A 19,363-nucleotide genomic window follows, 5' to 3' on the forward strand; every position below is an offset into this window, starting at 1 on the left:
TTTTTTTGTGCGTGATAATTATTGCGTTTCTAAAAAAGATTTTTCTTAAATACATAACTGACACGATCATAGTCCATTTTATTCTCATAAAAACGATGCGCGTCGTGCCGTTGCAGTCCTGATGAAAGAGCAATATTTGCGTAGTCATTGTCTCGCGCCCATTCGTGAATGTAGGTTAGCAGCGCTTCACCATCGGCAGACCGTTTTGTCTCATCGGTTACTAGATCGCAAACCCAAACAAATCTTCCGTAATATAGTGTGATCATCGGTTTGAAACCGGTGACTGCAACAAGTTCTTCTTGGTCGTATAGTGCATACATGCGATACTGATCTTTTTCGCGTGCTTCTGCTGTTAATTTGAGATATTCCTGTTCATCCAAGTGGCCTCGCAGTTGTTTCATGACAGGGAAGGCCTGTAAAATTTCAGTTTCTGACTGGAGTTCTTTTATGGTTAGTGTGCTCAATGAACTCACCTTCTTTACTAGTTTCATTTACTATTCCACATAGTGTGTTGATTTTCCTTCTGCTGCTTATGTAAATGACAAACACCCATTTATAAAGCGATGGGTGCTTGTCCAAGGTTTATGGGTTGGTAGTGTAATCGTCACCTGTCTGTAGGCGCTTCTTATCCTTTTGGGAATTGGCATTGTTTTTCTTTGCTGCGTCATTTTGTCCAATCACATCAAGGTCATCCGGACTCAGGTCATAACCATAGCCGTACTCTTCCCTCATCTTGTCGTTTTGTTTACGCTTATCTTTATTCGGCATTGTCGTTCACCTCCATTATAGAAGTGTGGTCTTTTCTATAGGGATTATACGATGGCTATGAGTGGACTGAGGGATTTAGGACCGTTAAAACAGATTAATGAGTAGCTGTATATTCTACTTATGGAAACCTTAAGATTTTCTTCATATTTATCCTGCTTCTTTGTTAAGAGTTGGGTGGTAGAATTGAGTTATTAGTGAGATGGGGTGAAGGAAGTGGCGGAATTTACAGTGTTGGTTGCCGATGATGATAAGGAAATTCGAGAAGGTATTGAAATTTATTTGAAAAATGAGGGCTATAATGTGCTAAAAGCGGAGGATGGTCGCCAGGCGCTAGAGCTGCTCGCCTCTAATGAAGTGCATTTACTTATTTTAGATATTATGATGCCGAATATGGATGGCATTACGGCGACGTTCAAGATTCGGGAAGCGCGGAATATCCCGATCATCATGTTGAGTGCGAAGGCGGAGGACTCCGATAAAATTCATGGTTTGTCAGTCGGTGCCGATGACTATGTCACGAAGCCGTTTCATCCGCTTGAACTAATGGCGCGTGTAAAGTCACAACTTAGGCGTTATGTGCAACTTGGGACATATGATGTGCAAAAAATGATTGAAGTCGACGGACTCGTCCTGAATGAAGAGGCGAAGGAGCTGTCGGTGGATGGGACACCGGTTCGGCTCACACCGATCGAATATAAGATTACGGAGCTGTTAATGAAGCACCCAGGACGCGTGTTTTCAATTAATGAAATTTACGAACGTGTGTGGAACGAAGAAGCGTATAACGCGGAAAATATCGTCGCGGTGCATATCCGGAAAATCCGGGAGAAAATAGAAGCGGATCCGAAAAATCCTCGGTATGTGAAGGTGGTGTGGGGCGTTGGATACAAGATCGAAAAATAAAAGTGGAGTAGGCTTGTCACTCGTTGCCATTGCCCTCGCAGTCATCAGTTTAGTCTATTGTGCGTCATTTGCGGTTGATTTCTTCGTAAATGGATGGGAACGCCTAGGAGTGGCTGTCGATTACTTCGGACGAATTGTAAGAGGAGGAACGATCCAATGAATAGAAAAATACAGTTAGGCATTTGGTCGGCGCTCGTTACGCTTGTCCTGATCTCATTACCGTCCATTTTTCATTATGCGCAGCAACTGGTGGGGAAGTCGGTTATCGACCAAGAGAACTTTTCTTGGCAGATGGAACGGACATATGAAAACTTAAGTGCTACTGTGCTGAATCCGATAGACCTTGAAAAAGCATCGCAAGAGATTCCTGTTACTAAGGAGGAAATTGAAGAGTATCGCAATTTGTACGGAACACTGTCGGAGCAATTGAGTAATATTCAAGAGCAATACGCCGAACGAATTGCGAATGCGAAGGCAGAAAATAATGAGACGTTATTGCTGGCTTTAGTGAAAGAGCGGGATACAAAGCTAGAGGACATCCAGCAGAACTTTGAAAGCGATGAGCATGTAGAAGATAAAATTCTCAAACAGAAAGCTCGGCAATTGGCGCTGTATGAGGAAGAAAAGAGAAATAGGCGTACAAATAATCTACCGATATCCTATGATCTTGTGAATATCGATACAGGAGAGCGTTTCAAAAAAGGCAATATAGGTGCAGCAGCTGCCTATAAAAAGAAGTTTAATGAAGCGAACGGCTATTTAAAAGCAGAATCATTCATGGATGATGTCAATAATAATGGTTTCTCCTGGTACGAAGGCGATGCTGCTGTGAACATTTCACATGACGATTTTAATAGTATCAGTAATAAACCTCAATTTTTCGAAGGTACCGTAATTGTTCCAAAAGAGGCGTTAGCGTCAGGCGGCTTGTATGAAGAAAGCCAAGCTTTTACACGTGGGAAATACAGCATGTATGCGTTTTGGGTAGTTGGCATTCTGGCGCTGGTCGCTTTGTTGACTGTGGTGCGATTCCGACGAGAGTGGGTGCTGTTCTCACGGTTTACTCCTGTCTATGCTCGCTTGCGGATAGACTTCAAAGCTGCTATTTTGCTGCTCACTGTACTTGTGCTCGGTACCTATATCCAATCTGAAATCTATCGTAGCTTGAATCAGTTCACTTACTTTACACTCGGGACAGCCGGTAATATGATTGTAAGTTTTCTGTTATTCGGTGTATTATTTACAGCACTTCTAGCATTCCAAGTAGTCCATTTAATTGAGCAATTGCGTCAGCCGGGCTATGCGGAACAGGCGTGGCGTGAAAGTTATACAGCTAGTTTTCTACAAAACGTAGTCGGGATGTTCAGTAATCGGACGGTTGGCATCCAGCTATTCATTTTGCTAATTGGATTCTTTTTAGCAGGTGTCGGTTTTGTCGGACTCTTTTTGGGTGGATTTACTTTCCTGATTTATGTGGCGTGTGTCTTCTTTCTTGGTCTTCCTGTATTGTTTTTATTCGCCAGCAGAGGGGCGTATTTAAACCGAATTTTATCTGCAACAGATGCGATGGCGGCAGGATATTACACAGAAGCGATTCCGGTCAAAGGAAGGTCTCCGCTGGCAAAACATGCGGCGAATTTGAACAATTTGCGTGAAGGTGTGCGGGTTTCCATCAATGAACAGGCGAAGAGTGAACGTTTGAAAACGGAACTGATCACGAATGTCAGCCACGATTTGCGGACACCGCTGACTTCTATTATTACGTATACAGATTTGTTGAAGGATGAAACGTTATCTGCTGAGGAGCGGGCGAAGTATGTTGCGATTTTGGATCAGAAATCACAGCGGTTGAAAACGCTGATCGAGGATTTGTTCGAAGTATCGAAGATGGCAAGCGGTAATTTGGAGATAACAAAGCAGCGCGTGGACTTGAATCAGTTGATGCATCAGGCGTTGGCAGAGCATGCGGAAGACTTTGCGGAATCGAATTTGGATGTTCGGATTACGTTGCCGGAAGTGCCGATCTTCGTTATGGTCGATGGGCAGAAATGGTGGCGCGTGCTAGACAATTTGCTTATCAATGCGCTGAAATATTCACTGCCGGGAACGAGAGTGTATGTGAATCTTCAAAAAGTCGGCACCCAAGCACGAATTACGGTGAAAAATATTGCGAAATATGAAATTGGCGACAACACCGATGAATTATTCGAACGATTCAAGCGTGGCGATGAATCAAGACAGACGGAAGGTTCAGGTCTTGGGTTGGCAATCGCCCAATCGATTGTCGAGTTACATGGCGGCAAGATGGATGTCGAAGTCGACGGTGATTTATTCAAGGTGACGGTTGAAATTGCGGCTGGGTAAATGGATTCAGGGAAAGACAGGCGGAAATTCCTGTTTTTCTCTGAATTTTTAGTTTAGTGAAGGAGAAAGTTTAGTTTTTGACGAATAGGGGTATATGTAGGATGTGCAGTCTCTATATCGAATGCACAGATGGCATGAAAGGGAGGAATGGTAATATGACAATCGTTGACGGTAAATATCCTAACAAGAAAGATTTAGAGCCGAAAGTAAAAGATGAAATTCATAATGGCAAGAGGGTGTCAGCTACAGACGAACTTCCGTTAGCAGATCCAGCCGATTCAGATTCCACTGCGGTATTCCGAGAAAATGCACAAGACGATACAGGTAAACATCAACCATCCGCTTACAGTCAAAATAAATCGCCGAGCCAAAATTATCATGACCTGAAGCCGGGCGAACAATTTCCTTTTGGTGATCAGGAAGAATTTAACCGAAAATATAACCATGAAGCGCATAATCAATGGAACGAACATAAAACAATCAACAAAACGAACGATCAGTCTTAACATCAGCCCGCTGACATGCGCGGCTGTTTTTAAATTGATATAATAGAGAAAAGTGAAAGGGTGGATGAAATGGGAGCAATTCAACAAGCAGGTCTAGCAAGAGGATACACATTAGGTTTGCTGAGGAAAGCAAATGAGGGTGCATGGGACACTCATCCCGACGGGTTTTCCAATACGATTCGTTGGAATGCGGGGCACATCTATGTATCTGCAGAGCACTTTTTAAGTCAGGCATTGAATGAATATGAACCGAGCCATTCCGAGTGGTTTCCGTTTTTTGCTACAGGCAGCAGTCCATCGACTTGGCAAGGCACTCCGCCGTCTGCCGATGAATTAATCACGGCGTTGAAAGAACAAGGACAACGGATTTCACAAGTAGGAGAGAGCAAATTGGGTCATGTGCTCGAGACACCAATCTCTCTCGGTGATCTGCTGACGATGAAAACAGTTGATGATGTCATCCGATTTAATACATGGCATGAAGGAATTCACGCCGGATTAATTGATGGATTAGTACGAGCAAGCCGATGAATGCAGACAGTCAGAGAATGTTCTGACTGTTTTTTTGTGCGGAAAAATGAAAATGGATGAGTGAACCGCGCCGAACTGATCTTCTACGCTATCAAATCAGGTCTTACCTCCCCCTCAGCCTTAAGTCTGAGCAAGAAATCCGCTATGGGACCCTCGGTGAGATGAGGAATTCATTATAAACTAGAGTTACAAATGAAGGGAGGACGTAAACATGAAAAAATTTGGACTAGTGGTGCTCGGCATCATAGCAGGCATAACGTTGGTGGCGAATCTTGGACCAATGATCGCACTTGCCATATCAGGGGTGATTGCTTTTTTCAGTTTTCATTACTGGAGAAAGAGTCAATCGACGTTTGCAAAAGTGTTTTGGATGATCGTGTTGGTTTGCAGTTTGATCAGCTCGGTTTCGAATATACCGGCATTCATTGGAATCATCGCGTTGATCGGGATGTATTATGTGTGGCGGAAGTGGAATGAGCGGGATAAGAATCCGGACATTATCACTGAATCGGATGATCCGTTTAAAAACTTTGAACGTCAATGGGATGAACTTACTAAGTAAAGGAGAGATGGACAATGAACGCATTCTGGCATCGTCTAAAATATACAGTACAGGAAGATTTGAATAGTTTGATGGAAAAAAAGAATGGGAAAGAAAACCCGCTTGAACAATTGAATCAATACTTTTTGGAAGCACAACAGCAAACGGCAGAAATCGGTAAGCTGCTCGAACGGCAAGGTCGTTTGAAAGAAGAACTGGAAAATGAACGGCAAGATGCAGATTTGATGGCTATGAAGCGTCGCCGTCAGCTGGAATTGGCAGAAGCGACGGGTGAAGAGGAACTGATTTCATTCGCAAAATCTGAAGTTGAAGCGTATGAAGGACGTGTGGCGCGGTTGTCTGCAAGTATTCAGGAGGCGACGCAAGAGCTGCTTTCATTAGAGAGAAAGTTCGAAGAGATGAAGCATCGAGTAAAAGATATGCGTGTTCGTCAGTTGCAATTAATGGGCAAAGAGAATGTGAAGCGGGCAGATGAGAAGATGAATCGTTTTGTCACGCCAGAAAATATATTTTCATCGCTTGATGATTTGCATACGTATATTGAAAATCTTGGAGGAACGACACGTACGACACAGTCTGCTTCTTCAATGGAACAGCGTTTGGATTCATTAGAAAAAAACAACGCAAAATCGCAGGAAATTGTGTAAACTAGAGGAGGAAGCATTGGGCTTCCTCCATCGAGAAGGGGGAGAATGAAATGAATAGCGAAAGCTCCAATAAAGTTGCGATATTCGTGCTCGGTTTTCTGGCGCTTGTGTTCGTGGAAGCAGTGTTCTTTTCAAACGGTAACTTCATCTTCCTCCTTCTCGGTGGAGGATTTATCTACTATGGTTATCGAAAAAGAGAAAAGTGGACAGCGATCACCGGTCTATTTTTTATAGCAATCGCATTATTGACATTGTGGAGTTTGCGAATGTTAATTCTGGGTGTCGTGCTGTATGTGCTGTGGAAGATGTGGAAAGGCACGCCTTCTAATGAAATTTTCGGGTCACTTCGCACGCCAAGGGACGGCGCGTCGGATAGTTTATGGAAAAATCGCTTATTTTCTGTCCAATCCACTCCGTTTTCGACGTATGAGTGGGAAGATGTGCATATGCAAGGATTCTTCGGGAATATTCATGTCGATGTGACGGATACGGTGTTGCCGAAAGGAGCTTCTTTCATTTCCATCCGTCAAAGTGTCGGTAAAATAACGATTGAGCTGCCGTATGATATCCCGGTGCGTATCCATTACGCCACTCTTTACGGCGAGGCATGTGTACTCGGGCAAGCACCGAAGCGTTTGCTGAATGAAGCGTTGCAAGTAAAGGATGGTTATGAAACGAAACAGCCGAATGATCCAGAGCTGATTATTTCCCTATTTACATGGATTGGCGATGTGGAGGTGCGCAGGAAATGAAAGCAATGATAGGTCGTACAATTTCCCTGACACTGCTTTTTAGCGGACTCGTCGCTGTTTTCTTCTATGTATTCATCAATTTGTCGTTAGAGGAGTATGGAGAGTTGCTGCTCACGACAGAAGCGGCGGATATGCCGTTAGTTGCGTGGCTGCTGATGACCATTTTCGTGGTCAGTTTAGTCATTGCGGGGTGGATGACTTCCAATAGCCGCGCAAAAGAGAATTTCATCACGAAGAAGCTGGAGAATCTTTACTCGAAGCAGGAGTTCGTTCCTTCGAAAAAGATGAACAAACAAACCAATCATTCAATTGGGCAATTGTATGACGTTCTTGACGCACAGCGCAACAGCCTGCGGCGCATTACGGATGAACGGGTCGAGGCGCAGGATAAGATCATTCAAGAACGAATTGTCCAAGAGCGGCAACGGCTGGCGAGAGAGCTTCATGATTCGGTCTCTCAGCAGTTATTTGCTGCTTCTATGTTACTGTCCGCCATTACGGAGCAAGCGGAAGAAGGCTCACAAATTGAAAAACCATTGTTGCAAGTAGAGAAAATTGTACAGCAGGCCCAGCTCGAAATGCGCGCTTTACTGCTGCATTTACGCCCGGCTGCCTTGCACAATCAGACGCTCGCAAAAGGTTTGGAAGAATTATTACATGAATTGAAGGAAAAAGTGACGTTTGATATTCGTTACCGTTTGGAAGATATGGAGCTCTCAAAAGGAGCAGAGGATCATTTATTCCGAATTGCGCAGGAAACCCTGTCGAATACGCTAAGACATGCAAAGGCGACGGAAGTAGAAGTGTTATTGATTCAACGAGATCATCTGGCCATTTTACGTGTGCAGGATAACGGGGTCGGATTTAAGCAAGACGATGGAAAGGGCGGTTCGTATGGACTACAAAATGTCCAAGAGCGAGCAATTGAAATCGGTGGCAGCTGCAAGATTGTTTCAGTGCCGTCTCAAGGAACGATTGTGGAAGTGAAATTGCCAATTCAGAAAGGGGAGATGGCAGATGATTCGAGTATTGCTAGTGGATGATCATGAAATGGTGCGCATCGGAGTATCGACCTACTTGCAAATGCAGCCTGACATAGAAGTGATCGGGGAAGCCGAAAATGGTCAAGAGGCAGTAGAAAAGGCACTGGAGTTGCGTCCGGATATCATTTTGATGGATATGGTCATGCCTGTGATGAACGGAGCCGAAGCAACTGCCGCCATCATTGCGAAGTGGCCGGAAGCAAAAGTGATTATCGTCACGAGCTTTCTTGACGATGATAAATTGTATCCAGCCCTCGAAGCAGGGGCTGTCAGCTATATATTGAAGACGTCTAATGCAAAGCGTGTGGCGGATGCAATTAGGGAAACGATGCAAGGGCAAACTGTGTTGGAACCGGAAGTGACATCAAAGATGATGAACAAGATGCGCAGCGGTCAAACTCACGAATTGCACGAGGAGTTGACAGATCGCGAGCTGGAAGTTTTATTATTGCTGGCGAAGGGCAGATCCAATCAGGAAATCGCCGATGAATTGTTCATTGCACTGAAAACAGTCAAGACGCATGTCAGCAATATTCTATCAAAGCTCGAAGTTCAAGACCGTACACAAGCGGTCATTTATGCGTTTCAGAAGAAATTAGTAGACTGATTCGTACTAGTTTTGAGCAGGGAAGCATATGAATGAATAAAATGAGATGTGGATAACCATCAAAGGATAAGCTGAGTAATCAGAAATTACGAACTTTTCCACAATCTATCCACCAGTTAATGTGTATAACTACATTTGGACAGATTAAAGAAGAAAAGTATTCACATGTGGATAATTAATTGAATGAAACTTATCCACTGATTCAGGCGTCATGGTAGTGTTATATTTAATAGAAAATAGAATAGGTGAAGGGCGGCCTTCACGGAAAGAGAGTCAAATGGAATTATTCGATTTAATTAAAGCGTTAATTTTAGGATTTGTAGAAGGAATGACGGAGTTTGCACCGGTCTCCTCGACAGGCCATCTTATCATTGTCGATGATATGTGGCTGAAGACGGAAGAGTTTTTGGGGAAATACCCGGCGATTACATTTAAGATCGTTATTCAGCTTGGTTCGATTTTGGCTGTTGTCGTCGTGTTTTGGAAACGATTATTTAGTCTTGTAGGTTTGTACAATGTGGAGAACGGCGTCAAGATGAGTGAACGTTTCAACTTGCTTCATGTCATTGTCGGGATGTTGCCGGCTGTTATTCTTGGGTTTGCATTCAAGGACTTGATTGATGATTATTTATTCGGAGTCGAAACGGTCATTATTGCTTTAGTGGCGGGTGCGTTGTTAATGATTGCGGCGGATCGGTTCGGACCAAAACACCCGCGCGTACAGACGTTGGATCAAATTACATACAAACAGGCATTCACTGTCGGACTCGTTCAATGTCTTTCGTTATGGCCAGGGTTTTCACGTTCAGGCGCGACGATTTCCGGAGGCGTTTTATTCGGGATGAATCACCGGACTGCGGCAGATTTCACGTTCATCATGGCGGTGCCGATCATGGCAGGTGCAAGTTTAGTGTCGGTGCTGAAAAACTGGGAGTATATGTCGATGGATCATATTTGGTTTTATGTTGTTGGATTTTTGAGCGCATTCATCTTCTCGCTCATCTCGATCCGTTTCTTCCTGAAACTAATTTCCCGAATTAAATTGGTACCGTTCGCGATTTATCGAATCGTCTTAGCTATTATTTTAGCGGTGATTGTGTTTTTATAAGAGAGAAAACGACCTTTGCGCTGTGCAAGGTCGTTTTTTTACGTCATAGGCTATAAAATTTTCCGACTTCCGCAATTTCTGCTATCCCGGCGAATGTAGTTTGAGCTGCTTGTAAAATATCCTGCAGGTCACCGTGATGCGGCAAATGAGTGAGTACAAGTTGTCCGGCGTTTGCTTCACTCGCGAGTTTTCCTGCCTGACTGCCGGCTAGATGGCCCGGCGATTTGCCGATATGCTCTTCATATAGATTGGCTTCGCTAATCAGCAGATCGGTATTTTTTGCGAATGAGACGAGTTGATCTGCCCATTCTGTATCTGCCGTAAAAACTACGGACTTGTCTGCAACAGTAAATTTCATTGCGAGGCAATACACTGGATGAACGGTTGGACAAAATGAAACAGTAAAAGGTCCGATTTGTACGGAATGCTCCTCCGAAATTTCAATGCCGTGCGTTTGCTCTTTATACGTTAGCTTGGCAAATTGTTCTTCGTCTTTAGCATGTCCGTAAATCGGCAAGGCGGGAGACGGGTGTCCTAAATAATACTGAATTAAACGACTGTACTGCAAACTGCCGATATCCGCGATGTGATCGGCATGATAATGGCTGATGACTACTGCATCAAGCTGGTCAAGCGCTATGTAGTTCTGAAGTGAGGCCAACACGCCGCTGCCGCAATCTACCAAGCAATGAAAATCATCATGCTCGAGAAGAAAGGAAGATGTGGCGCTATTTGCTTTTGGGTAGCCGCCCCAAATGCCGAGAGGGATAATATTCATGGGAATTCCTCCTGTTCGTCTGGTTGATCTCTATAAGTGTATCCTTTGTTGTATTTGGATTGCAATTGAGACTGAGAAATAGTGGAATTGTTTAATGGTTTTTTAACATATATTGTAGGATCATAAGTCAAAGCTTTCATAGTGGTGGAAATGTGCGGTTCGCAGTCAGTTTGGAGCGTTTGAGAGGAGAATTGGCTCGTTACGATAAGACTATGGTGCGGAGCGTCAATGGATTGGTTCGGTTAGGTAGCCCTTTGGCGCGGTTTGAGAGTGTTTTGGTTCGTCCGTGTGTTTCTATTGATTGAGTGGATGAGAAACGTCTGTCGTAGCCACACGGCGCCTTTCACATTTGCTTCATCCAGGGTCTCGGGTCATAAATCAGCCTGGTCATGAGGCAAAAAGCGTCTCAAGTCCAGTCCGTCTTATGCCTGTCGCCTCTATGCGCCACCTTTCACTTTTGCTTCATCCATGCGATAATAAGGAAAATACATTCTAAGGATGAAGATATGAGTAAATTAGTTGAAATACAGTTAAATGCACAAGGGACAGTGGCTTTAAAGAAGGGTTATCCGTTGATTTTGAAAGATGCTGTGATGACGAGTGAAGTTCATGCGGAGGAAGGCAGTTTGCTGCGATTGACGGACCGTTATCATAAATTTTTGGCGAAGGGTTATTATGGTAAGCAAAATAAAGGTATCGGCTGGGTGCTGACGGATAATGAAAATGAAGAGATCGATTTTGATTTCTTTGACAAAAAAATAACTACAGCATTTGAACGTCGTGTATCGTATATGGAAGATCCCGACACTACTGCGTTTCGTTTATTCAATGGAGAAGGCGATGGAATCGGCGGGCTGACGATCGATTATTTTGATGGCTACTATATGGTCAGCTGGTATAGCGAAGGAATTTACGCGTTTCGTCACCACGTTTACAATGTGCTCGACAAACGAGCGGAATACAAGGCGGTTTATGAGAAGAAGCGCTTTGATTCGAAAGGTCAGTATGTGGAGCAGGATGATTTTGTTAAGGGAACACCAGGTGATTTTCCGATTATTATCAAGGAGAATGGCATGCAGTTTGCAATTGACTTAAATGACGGTGCGATGACTGGGATTTTCCTTGATCAGCGAGATGTCAGGGAAGCGATTCGTGATGAGTATGCGGAAGGTCGGGAAGTATTGAATACTTTCTCATATACTGGTGCTTTTTCAGTGGCAGCGGCTTTAGGCGGTGCGACCAAAACGACGAGTGTGGATTTGGCTAAGCGAAGTGTAGCAAAAACGATTGAACAGTTCAGCGTCAACGGTATCGATTATGAACAACAGGACATCAAAGTGATGGATGTCTTCGACTATTTTCGTTATGCCAAGCGTCATGACATGAAGTTCGGTCTCGTCGTGCTTGATCCGCCTAGCTTTGCGCGATCAAAGAAGTATACGTTCAGTACAGCGAAGGACTATCCGATGCTCATGAAGGAAGCGATCGCGGTAACGGAGAAGAATGGCATCATCGTAGCATCCACGAACAATGCGAGCTTCAGCATGAAAAAATTCAAAGGCTTCATTGACCAAGCATTTAAAGAGACGAATATGCGCTATAAAGTACTGGAAGAGTCTTCATTACCGAAGGATTTCCGTACCCCGCGTGACTATCCTGAGTTCAATTACCTGAAAGTCGTTATTGTGCAGAAATTGAAGTGATTCGTTAGATGGAACCGTCACAAAACCGTCGGATGACAATGACAATATTTCCTAGTACGCTTGTGGTAACAAGTTGTGAAACGGGAGGTAAATTAGATGAAACAGTTGCTTGCGTTACTGTTCTCAATGGGTGTGCTAATCGTTGCGGGTTGCTCCAATGTCTACAGTCAAGAAGACGGTTATCGGATGGCGGTCATAAATCAGGGTTTTCCTGTACCGAAAAATGCCTATGAAGTGAAGCCGGAAGATTGTACCGATGAAATTTCAAAAGCAGCGAAATACAAGTTGCAGGGAATAGGCGATCAGGATGGCAATCCACCCGCTCATTATCTGGAAACTATTGAAGAATGGGGCTGGACAGAGCTGGTCGATGAGCGCAGAGGAACGATTCATTTCTATGAGAAAAACGGCAAAATTATGTCATTGAATATTCATCAGGATGTATTCGATGTCTTTGAAATGACGAGCAATCCGGAGTCATAAGCGAGGGAGGTGACGGTGTGGAGACAGAAAAACCGAAATTGAACATACCGAAACCAGGTTTTGCGAAGGCCTTCGATGTGCTGACTGTCGCGTTATTCGCAGCGTGTCTAGTCTATTTACTTTTGCATTGGAATCGCCTGCCCGACCAAATTCCGGCCCATTTCGGCGCAAATGGAGAAGTGGATCGATGGGGTTCTAAATTCGAGCTATTCATCTTGCCAGCTATTGCCATCTTTTTGTGGATCGGTCTGTGGGTTTTGGAAAAATACCCGCATTTGTACAACTACATTAATTTGCGCCCTGATAATGTTGAAATACAGTACCGCTACGGCATGGTTTTTATGAATGTCACGAAAAACATGTCCACGCTTTTGATGGTGTTTATCATGTGGCAATTGACTGACATCGCATTGGAACGAACCGAGTCCCTGAACATGCCCATTTTCATCGGCATATTGGCTGTCTTGTTCATTTCGATTGGGTATTATTTTTATCGAATGATGAAGCTATAGGTAATCTATGAAACCTACTCGCACCTCTTACCGTATACAAATGGTAAGAGGTGATTTTAATGAAATGGAAACTTCTACTTGTTGCTTTGCTCACATTCATTCTATTCCCCGCGCCAGCAGAAGCAGTCGACTTTACAATACCGAATGTGCAAATCAACGCCCAATTGCAACCGGACGGCACTGTGCTGGTAAATGAGCAACACACCTATGAATTCGATTCGAAATTTAACGGAATCATCCGTGAAATCAAACCGATAACCGGCGCTTCTATCGTACAGTTTGAAGCCTATGAAAATGGCAATAGACTAAAAGTCGAGAAAAAGAATGATGAATATCGAGCCCACCGTAAAGGGAAGAAAGAAACGATTGACTTTGAATTGCGCTACCAAATTAAAGATGGAATGAAAAAATACGAAGATGGGGCGGAATTTTACTGGCCGTTCTTCGATGACCGCAATGAAACAGACTACGGCAACATGACGATCAACGTTACGCCTCCTGACCGTGCAAATAATGCAAGTTTTCTGGGCTATCATAGCGCGGAAAACAAGGGATCTCTTCAAGAAGACGGCAGTGTGGTATTTGCTCTCGGTGAAGTAGACTCGGGAGAAAACGGTGATATTCGTGTCGTCTACGAACCTTCTTTATTTCCAGGGATGAAGGCGATGGATGGAAAAATCCGGCCGGATGTCGAAGCAGATCGAAAGCTTCAGGAAATCGAACGAGCAAAATACGCTGCCAACAGAGAACGGACAAAGACATTTGGAGGCATCACGTTAGGAGCGGGGCTTCTAATTGTCGTATTGATCAGTGCGGTGGTCAGATCTAGAAAAAACAGATATGTTAAGGACGCTCAAGCGCAAATCAGTTCCCATGGCTTTTTCGTTCCTGCTTATGACATGAGCTTGCCAGCCACTCTATTCTTCAAAAAAGGCGCGGCAACTGTCGAATTAATGTCAGCGGCGCTATTAGATTTGGTCCGCAAAGGCTATGTGCGTCAATTGTCAGACGAAAAGTTTGAGTTAGTGGACGCCAACGTGGACCATGATCATGAGCAACAACTGATTCAGCTTTTGTTCTTTCAAGTGGGCAGTAATGAGCGTTTCACATTGTCACAGTTGAAAGCTTACACGAAAGACGAGAAAAATTATGATACATTCCAAAATTCGTTTACGATGTGGCAGCAATTACTGAAGCATGAAATGAAGCAATATGACTTGAAAGAATCGAGCGCAAGGCTACGTTGGATCCTCGCCCTACTAGGCTTGGCAGGCGTTACACTCGCTATCTTTTTCGGCGCGTATGATCTGTATATTCTGATGTTCACGGCGATTATCCTCGCCTTGTATACCCTGGTATTCATTTTATTCTATAGTCCTCACAACTTTGCAGGTATTCTCATGCTTATGGAATGGATGCAAGTAGAGAATTGGATGAATGATATGAACACGGAAAAATGGGAAGCGCTATCCACCGATGATAGGTTTCGCGTCCTCGTCTATGGAGTCGGTATAAAACATCCTGAGCTTGAATCCTATTATGAAGAGTTTGCAAGTATTCAAAAACGCCTCAACCAAAATCAGTATGCAGATAACGGCATTGGAGGCAGCTTAGTCTACAATCCTGTATTCTTGTCGGGATCATTCAATCAGGCTTCTTCTAACGTATCTTCCAACGCACCAAGCAGTTCAAGCAGCGGGGGCGGTGGAACGGGTGGCGGCGGAGGAGGGTCAGGAGCTTTTTAAGACCTAAAGCAGAAGGTGGCGTTTAGGCACGACAGGTGTTGGAGATCCTGTCATCAACAGCCGAATGAAGAAGGAGAGGAAACATGGGGAAAACAATCGTCTGGTTCCGGAAAGATCTGCGCCTGCATGACCATCCAGCATTAGTAGAGGCGGCAGCCCATGGAGAAGTGGTGCCGGTTTTCATTTTGCCGGAATCACGTCAAGAGGCATCGGACTGGTGGCTGCATCATAGTTTATTGGAACTGCAAAAGAAATTTGCGGAACGTCAAATACAATTGATTGTACGTAAAGGGTCTCCTGTTGGACAGCTGCTTGCCGTTCAACGAGACAGCGGAGCGGAAGGTATCGTTTTCAATGAACTTTACGATCCGGCGAGCCGCCGGCAGGAACGGGATGTGCTGTCTGCTTTCTTGGATTTAGAAGTGCAGGTCCGTTCCCATCAAGGGACGTTGCTAGTACCGCCGACGTTGATTCTCAATAAAACAGGTGAACCGTATAAAGTTTTCACGCCCTTCTGGAAACGTCTGCGTCAAGAACGAGTGGAGCAATCATTGCCAGTTCCCAACATGCTGGCATCTTCCACGTTGCTTGCTTCTTTGCCTGATAGTAAGTGGGATTTGTTGCCTGGACCGTCTTGGCATGAAAAGTTTATATACTACTGGCGTCCTGGAGAAGCAGCCGCTATTGAATGCTGGAAAACGTTCAGCGGGCAAGGATTGAGTTCCTATAAAGAGGGAAGGGACATCCCTGCAAAGCCTCATGTGTCCCGGTTATCTCCCTATTTGGCTGCCGGCAATATCAGTGTCCGCTCGTTATGGCATGCGGCTCTTCATCAGGCAGAATTTATCGGAGATGATCAGACGGAAGCATTTTTACGGCAGTTGGCATGGCGAGATTTCGCTCACTACCAGTTGCTTTACTTTCCGAAGATGCTTGAACGGCCCATACGTCCTGAATTTGAACGCTTTCCTTGGAATGAGGCGGTTGAACACCTGGCCGCCTGGAAAACGGGACGGACCGGCTATCCTTTAGTGGATGCAGGCATGCGGGAACTTTGGGAAACAGGCTATATCCATAATCGTGTGCGGATGGTCGCCGCTTCATTTCTGGTCAAACATCTACTGGTGGATTGGCGGGAAGGACAAGCTTGGTTCGAGCAGACACTGGTGGATTGGGATGCGGCCAATAATGCGATGGGATGGCAATGGGTGGCAGGAAGCGGCTGTGATGCTTCGCCATATTTCCGAATTTTTAATCCGACAGTACAAGGCGAAAAGTTCGACGGGGCGGCTGGGTACGTGAAAAAATGGCTGCCTGAGTTGGAGAGTATGCCGGAGAAATTTGTGTTCCGGCCGGCAGAAGCCCCTGCGGATGTCCTGTCAACGGCAGGTGTAAGGTTGGGAGGCAACTATCCTCTGCCGATTGTCGACCATCAAGCCGCCCGCGCCCGTGCATTGGAGGCATATGATTTATGCAGGAAGCCTGCCGGTTCTTAAACTTCATCGATGGATTCGATGAGATGTATATGGGTCAGTTTTAGTTGATCGGATAAAAGAAGGGATCCGTGTCCCCCTAAATAAAACTTGATATCGGGACAGCTTCCTGCGAACCGATCCAGTTCTGCAATAAAACCCGGATGTGTTTCAAAAGGCAAAGTGGTGGAAGCGGACAGCAATACTTTGTCAGGACGAATTTTTTCCACAAATGACTGAATGGCTCCGAGAGCAGGCGAGGCGCCGATCATGACGGTCCTCCAGCCGCGGAGCATTAATTGCAGCAAGATAATATGGACAGGAATTTCGTGTAATTCAAATGGCAGACAAGCACCCAGCAGTATAGGAGAGCCTTCTCGGTATTGGAAGTTGCGTCGTACCTGAACAAGCTGATCTCGTACAACCAGACTGGATAGGGCTTCCTGATATTCGCTCCACGTACCGCTTTCCCAGTTATCGCCGACTTTCTTCAAAAAAGGAATGACGATTTGTTGCAGATATAGCTCCAATCCTAATCGGTGGTAAGCCGTTTGCAATAAAAGATTTAATTCCAATTCATCGCAGTTTGTGCCGTGATGCAGGAGTTCGCGCAAAATGGTGTCCTGGTATGTGTCCTCAGGTTCGGATTCCTGGGCGGAAGTCCGTTTAGATTTTGCCATTTTTGCCGCTTGAGAAAGAGCGAATCCTTCTTCTGAGTAGCGTTTCATCAGCAAAAAGAGCTGAACGTCTTCTTCGCGGTAGACACGGTAGCCGTTCGCCAGCCGCTGCGGCACCACGACTTCATAGCGCTCTTCCCATTTCCTCAGGACTTGCCTCGACAAGCCCGTTCGATCCGCGACCTGTTTAATTGTATAGGTAGGTTTTTCAGATAAGGGCTTCACAGCAAACAACCTTTCTTCAACTAGTGATTATCTACGCACCGTACATTTCTCTCCTTATAACATTATACATAGATTTGACGTGGTGAGTCAAACCTGCTAGTTTTACTGCATAGGAAGGTGTCTAAATGAACAGTAGAATAGTTATGGAAGCGACATGGATCGGCTTTCTATCCGGTATGGTAATGGCACTTTTTCTGGGAATGATGCAGAACGTCACGGGTCATCAGGTATATACACTTCTCTTGAATGTTGATTATATACCAATAATGAAAGAGTATCATTTCCCTGAATCAATTGAAGTGCTTTTCCACTTGATTGTTTCTGTTATATTGTGCATCATTTTGGCAATCATCTATTCAAAAAGCGAGAGGATTCCCAAGAAACGCATAATTTACTTTTCTCTTATCGTAAATGTGGTGATAGGTCTTCTATTGTATCCTACTACATCCTTTTCTGAACGTACACCAAGCATAACGAGTATATCCGCATGGTTTTGGTGGACGGCTGCACATGTGATTTTCGGTGTATTAGTGGGTATATTATTAAGAAGCCGCATAAAGTAAATAGAAACTTACTCTGATCTCTAGCATTTTTCTCCAGATCTATGTATACTAAGTTTTAACAAACATTATACAAAGATTGAACAGCGTATAGATGCGTTTAAGAAAAAGGAGAGTCAGCCCCATGTGGATCACGAAAAAACATCAACCGCTTTCAATAGTACCGTCTATTTCCACCATCCCTATTAAACTGCAAGTATCCACCAGAGAAGTTCAGCTGCAGTTGGATGCTATTAAGTTGAAAGAGCGTGATCTGCAGCTATTGCGGGCCTTGAAGGAACCAATGCAAAACCGGGTGCATGATATTGTCAATGCGTTCTATGAAAGTGTAACGGCTGTCCCGCATTTATCCGACACGATTCAGGAGCACAGCAACAGGGATTATTTAAGCAAGACATTGGCAACGCATTTAGGCGGCTTATTTGATGGAGTCATTGATGAAGCGTATCTGGCCAATCGGAATAAAGTCGCGCAGTCTCATTTGCGTATCGGGTTGGAACCGAAGTGGTACGTTGCAGCGTTCCAGAACTTGCATGCGACGATGCTGGACATATTGTTTTCATTGGAATTGGAACGAAGTGAAGAGCAGGAAATGATTGTGGCTTTAAGTAAAGTTTTGAATTTCGAGAAGCAGCTCGTATTGGAAGCATTTGAGAAAAGTACGAATGAAGCGATGCGCATGCAGCAACAGGAAATCAAAGCGGAGGTGAAGAAGCATATTGGCAGTATCGCGTTGGAAATTGAGAAGAAATCCGAGTCTACGTATTCGGTCGTGCAAGATTTAGTGGAGCGATCTGCAGAACTTGACAGTAAAATAAAGGAAAGTATAATTCGCTCTGAAATGTCAGCGGTTCATGCGCAGTCAGGAGTTGAGCAGATGGGGCAGCTCGTCTATACATCGGAAACGATTGTCAAAGAAACGAAAGGAATGGCGGTGCTGATTGACGAACTGAATCAAGCCTCCATGCAAATTGAGGAAGTTGTACGATTGGTGAAAACCATAGCGGATCAAACCAATTTATTGGCCCTCAACTCGGCGATTGAAGCAGCACGTGCGGGAGTTCACGGAAAAGGGTTCGCCGTGGTGGCGGATGAAGTGCGAAATTTAGCCGACCAGACCAAGCGATCCACTGATACGATTGCTCAACTCGTAGCGGAATCAAAGTTGAAAACGCTGGCTGTACATCAGGCGATCGAGAATGTGACAAAATTCGCGGATATGGGGATGAAAGAGACAGAGTCATCCAAAGAGACTTTGCAGAATATTACGGGTACCGTCCATTTGACGATTCAAGATATCAACCATTTTTCCGATCATATGAAAAGCCTGCGCGAAGTCATCACATCGATCGGCGGCGTGTCAAAAGAGGTAGTCTCGACATCTTATGAATTGGAAGAAGCAATAGACGTTTTATAA

Annotated in this window: 22 protein-coding genes; 18 read left to right on the top strand and 4 right to left on the bottom strand. The window is 44.6% G+C overall.

Features of this window, described 5'->3' with window-relative positions; all coding sequences use genetic code 11:
• Positions 1–29: 29 nt before the first annotated feature.
• Complete coding sequence (locus MKY93_RS01315) at positions 30–491, bottom strand: GNAT family N-acetyltransferase (RefSeq protein WP_340757962.1); 462 nt, start codon at positions 489–491, stop codon at positions 30–32.
• 91 nt (positions 492–582) lie between these two features.
• The gene (locus MKY93_RS01320; protein ID WP_221837734.1) at positions 583–768 is read right to left on the bottom strand and encodes a hypothetical protein; all 186 of its coding nucleotides are present in this window, start codon (positions 766–768) and stop codon (positions 583–585) included.
• A 213-nt stretch (positions 769–981) separates the two neighbouring features.
• Between MKY93_RS01320 and MKY93_RS01325 the strand changes: the two genes are divergently transcribed.
• The 11 genes from MKY93_RS01325 to MKY93_RS01375 all read left to right on the top strand — a co-directional run bounded on the left by MKY93_RS01325 (position 982) and on the right by MKY93_RS01375 (position 9,791).
• Complete coding sequence (locus MKY93_RS01325; protein WP_078817583.1) at positions 982–1,671, top strand: response regulator transcription factor; 690 nt, start codon at positions 982–984, stop codon at positions 1,669–1,671.
• Positions 1,649–1,831: a hypothetical protein gene (locus MKY93_RS01330; RefSeq protein WP_176132534.1), complete on the top strand. Its 183-nt coding sequence runs from the start codon at positions 1,649–1,651 to the stop codon at positions 1,829–1,831. Before MKY93_RS01325 ends, MKY93_RS01330 begins: the two co-directional genes overlap by 23 nt.
• Complete coding sequence (locus tag MKY93_RS01335; RefSeq protein WP_176132533.1) at positions 1,828–4,035, top strand: sensor histidine kinase; 2,208 nt, start codon at positions 1,828–1,830, stop codon at positions 4,033–4,035. Before MKY93_RS01330 ends, MKY93_RS01335 begins: the two co-directional genes overlap by 4 nt.
• A gap of 155 nt (positions 4,036–4,190) precedes the next feature.
• On the top strand, positions 4,191–4,541 hold the full coding sequence (locus MKY93_RS01340) for a hypothetical protein (protein WP_078817581.1): 351 nt from the start codon (positions 4,191–4,193) through the stop codon (positions 4,539–4,541).
• A 69-nt stretch (positions 4,542–4,610) separates the two neighbouring features.
• Positions 4,611–5,072, top strand: coding sequence for a DinB family protein (locus tag MKY93_RS01345; protein ID WP_078817580.1), 462 nt, complete (start codon positions 4,611–4,613; stop codon positions 5,070–5,072).
• Between the two features lie 211 nt (positions 5,073–5,283).
• Positions 5,284–5,634, top strand: coding sequence for a lmo0954 family membrane protein (locus MKY93_RS01350; protein WP_078817579.1), 351 nt, complete (start codon positions 5,284–5,286; stop codon positions 5,632–5,634).
• 14 nt (positions 5,635–5,648) lie between these two features.
• Positions 5,649–6,281 carry a hypothetical protein gene (locus tag MKY93_RS01355; RefSeq protein ID WP_078817578.1) on the top strand — a complete coding sequence of 211 codons (633 nt, stop codon included), beginning with the start codon at positions 5,649–5,651 and terminating at the stop codon, positions 6,279–6,281.
• A gap of 50 nt (positions 6,282–6,331) precedes the next feature.
• Positions 6,332–7,033 carry a cell wall-active antibiotics response protein LiaF gene (liaF, locus tag MKY93_RS01360; RefSeq protein ID WP_078817577.1) on the top strand — a complete coding sequence of 234 codons (702 nt, stop codon included), beginning with the start codon at positions 6,332–6,334 and terminating at the stop codon, positions 7,031–7,033.
• A complete protein-coding gene (locus MKY93_RS01365) occupies positions 7,030–8,076 on the top strand; it encodes a sensor histidine kinase (RefSeq protein WP_340757972.1) in 1,047 nt (348 codons plus the stop codon). Before liaF ends, MKY93_RS01365 begins: the two co-directional genes overlap by 4 nt.
• A complete protein-coding gene (locus MKY93_RS01370; protein WP_078817575.1) occupies positions 8,051–8,683 on the top strand; it encodes a response regulator transcription factor in 633 nt (210 codons plus the stop codon). Before MKY93_RS01365 ends, MKY93_RS01370 begins: the two co-directional genes overlap by 26 nt.
• A gap of 277 nt (positions 8,684–8,960) precedes the next feature.
• A complete protein-coding gene (locus MKY93_RS01375; protein ID WP_040758646.1) occupies positions 8,961–9,791 on the top strand; it encodes an undecaprenyl-diphosphate phosphatase in 831 nt (276 codons plus the stop codon).
• Between the two features lie 43 nt (positions 9,792–9,834).
• On the opposite strand, the gene MKY93_RS01380 is transcribed toward MKY93_RS01375, so the two are convergent.
• A complete protein-coding gene (locus tag MKY93_RS01380; protein ID WP_009766497.1) occupies positions 9,835–10,569 on the bottom strand; it encodes an MBL fold metallo-hydrolase in 735 nt (244 codons plus the stop codon).
• Positions 10,570–11,075: 506 nt separating this feature from the next.
• Here MKY93_RS01380 and MKY93_RS01385 point away from each other — a divergent pair.
• The 5 genes from MKY93_RS01385 (at position 11,076) to MKY93_RS01405 (ending at position 16,508) form a co-directional block, all read left to right on the top strand.
• Positions 11,076–12,272: a class I SAM-dependent rRNA methyltransferase gene (locus MKY93_RS01385; protein ID WP_340757976.1), complete on the top strand. Its 1,197-nt coding sequence runs from the start codon at positions 11,076–11,078 to the stop codon at positions 12,270–12,272.
• A gap of 96 nt (positions 12,273–12,368) precedes the next feature.
• Positions 12,369–12,755, top strand: coding sequence for a hypothetical protein (locus MKY93_RS01390; RefSeq protein ID WP_340757977.1), 387 nt, complete (start codon positions 12,369–12,371; stop codon positions 12,753–12,755).
• A 17-nt stretch (positions 12,756–12,772) separates the two neighbouring features.
• The gene (locus MKY93_RS01395) at positions 12,773–13,267 is read left to right on the top strand and encodes a DUF1648 domain-containing protein (RefSeq protein WP_176132532.1); all 495 of its coding nucleotides are present in this window, start codon (positions 12,773–12,775) and stop codon (positions 13,265–13,267) included.
• A gap of 59 nt (positions 13,268–13,326) precedes the next feature.
• Positions 13,327–15,012, top strand: a complete 1,686-nt coding sequence (locus tag MKY93_RS01400; protein WP_340757980.1) for a DUF2207 domain-containing protein — start codon at positions 13,327–13,329, stop codon at positions 15,010–15,012.
• A gap of 83 nt (positions 15,013–15,095) precedes the next feature.
• On the top strand, positions 15,096–16,508 hold the full coding sequence (locus tag MKY93_RS01405) for a cryptochrome/photolyase family protein (protein ID WP_340757982.1): 1,413 nt from the start codon (positions 15,096–15,098) through the stop codon (positions 16,506–16,508).
• Here the strand turns inward: MKY93_RS01405 and MKY93_RS01410 are convergent.
• Entirely contained in the window at positions 16,505–17,386 is an 882-nt protein-coding gene (locus tag MKY93_RS01410) for a MerR family transcriptional regulator (RefSeq protein WP_340757984.1), read from the bottom strand. The two genes, MKY93_RS01405 and MKY93_RS01410, sit on opposite strands and share 4 nt — an antisense overlap.
• A 125-nt stretch (positions 17,387–17,511) precedes the next feature.
• Here MKY93_RS01410 and MKY93_RS01415 point away from each other — a divergent pair, with 125 nt between their 5' ends.
• Positions 17,512–17,949 (top strand): hypothetical protein, encoded by a 438-nt coding sequence (locus MKY93_RS01415; protein WP_340757986.1) that lies wholly within the window; start codon positions 17,512–17,514, stop codon positions 17,947–17,949.
• 121 nt (positions 17,950–18,070) lie between these two features.
• The gene (locus MKY93_RS01420; RefSeq protein ID WP_340757988.1) at positions 18,071–19,363 is read left to right on the top strand and encodes a globin-coupled sensor protein; all 1,293 of its coding nucleotides are present in this window, start codon (positions 18,071–18,073) and stop codon (positions 19,361–19,363) included.

Origin of the sequence: Sporosarcina sp. FSL W7-1283 (assembly GCF_038003105.1) — a bacterium.
In the GTDB taxonomy this organism is placed as follows: domain Bacteria; phylum Bacillota; class Bacilli; order Bacillales_A; family Planococcaceae; genus Sporosarcina; species Sporosarcina newyorkensis.